General features: G+C 40.0%; 3 protein-coding genes. 2 read left to right on the top strand and 1 reads right to left on the bottom strand.

Annotated features, from left to right (window positions below):
* The first annotated feature begins 28 nt into the window (after positions 1-28).
* Together F6K53_RS40295 and F6K53_RS40290 are read left to right on the top strand one after the other, a co-directional pair.
* Positions 29-181: a hypothetical protein gene (locus F6K53_RS40295; protein ID WP_293085722.1), complete on the top strand. Its 153-nt coding sequence runs from the start codon at positions 29-31 to the stop codon at positions 179-181.
* A 117-nt stretch (positions 182-298) separates the two neighbouring features.
* Positions 299-442, top strand: coding sequence for a hypothetical protein (locus F6K53_RS40290; RefSeq protein WP_293085720.1), 144 nt, complete (start codon positions 299-301; stop codon positions 440-442).
* Between the two features lie 171 nt (positions 443-613).
* Here the strand turns inward: F6K53_RS40290 and F6K53_RS40285 are convergent, their stop codons facing one another.
* Complete coding sequence (locus tag F6K53_RS40285; RefSeq protein ID WP_075899238.1) at positions 614-814, bottom strand: hypothetical protein; 201 nt, start codon at positions 812-814, stop codon at positions 614-616.
* Between the last annotated feature and the right edge of the window lie 898 nt (positions 815-1,712).

The raw sequence follows: 1,712 nt of genomic DNA, 5'->3' as shown, positions 1-1,712 counted from the left end.
CGATGTTTAGGATACCAGCTTCAAGGTGATGGAAACCTTTGGAACTGCGTCAGAAAATATCAATGGCTTGGAAGCGATCGCAAACTACTCTGGAATTGTGGATGCTGGGTTTGAGTTAATCCCCGTGGAGCCTAGCAAACTCGATACAGTGGGAGCTAGACCAACTCTTTTATTAATTTAATTACAATACTAGAAATGTTAACTGTATCAACATAGGGCGAAAGTGCCTTAGTAAATTGATAACTGCTAGAACCTAACCTTAGTCTTGTAGTCCAAGAGTAGTCTTTGGCTATTTTTTATGCTTTTTATCAGCTCCAATAGTTTTTTAGACATAACTATTTTAGTTGATTACGTTAGACATACAGCGTTTTTCCTAACTATAAGGTACACAATATTTTTCCCCGATTCCCGATTCCCGATTCCCGATTCCCTTTTTCCATAAGTTCCAAAACAAAAAAAAATAGCCGTAGAAATACTATCCACGGCTATTTCAATTCCTTATGTCACAAAATTAGCAAACCTAACCTGCTCTGATCTGATTGGCCAAAGGCCGCGCTACAAAACCAGACCAAAACCAAGGCCGGGGGGGAAACCCCCCCAAAGATTTAAGGTGTTATGGCAACAACCAATACTTGGTTATTGTAGTGATAACTTCTCCTGGAACATCAGTGGGTTCCAGAGGAGTCCATTCAGCAATTTCTGCATAGCCTAGGGAGTAAAGCATCTGCATACTATAGATGACTGATTCACGAGAACCTTTGAGAGTGTGATGAGCAGGTTGTTTCTTGAAGTTTTGACTGAATTTTGTTGACATAAATAAGAATTGAATTTCGGTTTATAATGATAATTGTAATGATTATATTTGTAATTGTCAAGGGTTTTTAAAAAGTTTTTTTTGGGAAGTTTTAGGGTTAATAAAAAACTAGAGCAAGTCTTATACCCATGAGGTACAAATTTCTGGTTTTTAGGGAGCAGGGAGCAGGGAGCAGGGAGCAGGAAAGAGCAAAGAGAGAATAGGGAAGAGGGAAGAGGTAAAAAATAATGTGTACCTCATGAGTCCTATAAACGCTATAATCGCTTTTTTTTAACTAGTAATTTTAACCATAGGGCTGGGCGCACTCGCCCCTAAAATAGTATTCATTTATCCGTCAGCTTTTTATCGTTTTTTTCAGCTCTACTAGTTTTGTGGACATAACTGTTTTAGTTTATTTCCTAAATTAGAGATCTAGCAATTCTCTCTCCCATCAGGTATAATATGATCCCCCTAAATCCCCCTTAAAAAGGGGGACTTTGAGCTTGACAAGGGTACCTCATATGAGGGAAAAAGTTATCCCCCTAAATCCCCCTTAAAAAGGGGGACTTTGAGCTTGACAAGGGTACCTCATATGAGGGACAAAGTTATCCCCCTAAATCTCCCTTAATAAGATACTGTTGGCGAATTTAACATTTAGTAATATCAGCCTGAAGACAGCAGTCTTTATAGCCCCCCAACCCCCAGCGAGGGATTGCTCGCTGGGGGAGCATGAACTTAAAGTTACCCATCTGCTACTCTTGTGTAAAGAAATATTAATTTCGCCAACGGTATCTAATAAGGGGGACTTTTCAATCTAATTCCCCCCTTTTTTAAGGGGGGTTAGGGGGGATCTATCTACCTAATTACAAAGTTGACATGCTCCCTGCTCCCTACTCCCTACTCCCTGCTCCCTACTCCC

It is taken from the genome of Moorena sp. SIO4A1, from assembly GCF_010672065.1.
Lineage (GTDB): Bacteria > Cyanobacteriota > Cyanobacteriia > Cyanobacteriales > Coleofasciculaceae > Moorena.
The sequence above is the reverse complement of the archived record's forward strand: the minus strand, read 5'-3'. Positions and strand labels throughout refer to the sequence as shown.

Excerpts from the sequence above, each read along its gene's own strand:
- F6K53_RS40295 (WP_293085722.1), top strand. The coding sequence starts at position 29 with ATGGAAACCTTTGGAACTGCGTCAGAAAATATCAATGGCTTGGAAGCG.
- F6K53_RS40290 (WP_293085720.1), top strand. The coding sequence starts at position 299 with ATGCTTTTTATCAGCTCCAATAGTTTTTTAGACATAACTATTTTAGTT.
- F6K53_RS40285 (WP_075899238.1), bottom strand. The coding sequence starts at position 814 with ATGTCAACAAAATTCAGTCAAAACTTCAAGAAACAACCTGCTCATCAC.